The 321-nt window shown below is 41.7% G+C and carries 1 rRNA gene; it reads left to right on the forward strand.

Annotated elements, in window-relative coordinates:
- Window positions 1–205: 205 nt before the first annotated feature.
- Window positions 206–320, forward strand: a 5S ribosomal RNA gene (gene rrf, locus PSI06_RS21210).
- Window position 321: the final 1 nt, after the last annotated feature.

Genomic DNA, 321 nt, shown 5'->3' on the forward strand with positions numbered 1-321 from the left:
GCAAGATGTGGAAGTGGTGTGAGCCATTAAGCTAACTTGTACTAATTACCCGTGAGGCTTAACCATACAACGCCAAACGCGTTTTGTGACAGAAACAAGCGACAGAAGTTAATAGCTAAAGTAGATAAATACTTAGACTTAAAAAATATTATCAGAATTTTCCAAATTTAGTTGGTACGTGAAAACGGACTGACCCCCTAATTTGCTTGGTAACCATAGCGTTTTGGACCCACCTGACCCCATGCCGAACTCAGTAGTGAAACGAAACAGCGCCGATGATAGTGTAGCATTTGCTATGTGAAAGTAGGACATTGCCAGGCT

Origin of the sequence: Pseudoalteromonas sp. GABNS16E, assembly GCF_028598715.1 — a bacterium.
Classification (GTDB): Bacteria; Pseudomonadota; Gammaproteobacteria; order Enterobacterales; family Alteromonadaceae; genus Pseudoalteromonas; species Pseudoalteromonas atlantica.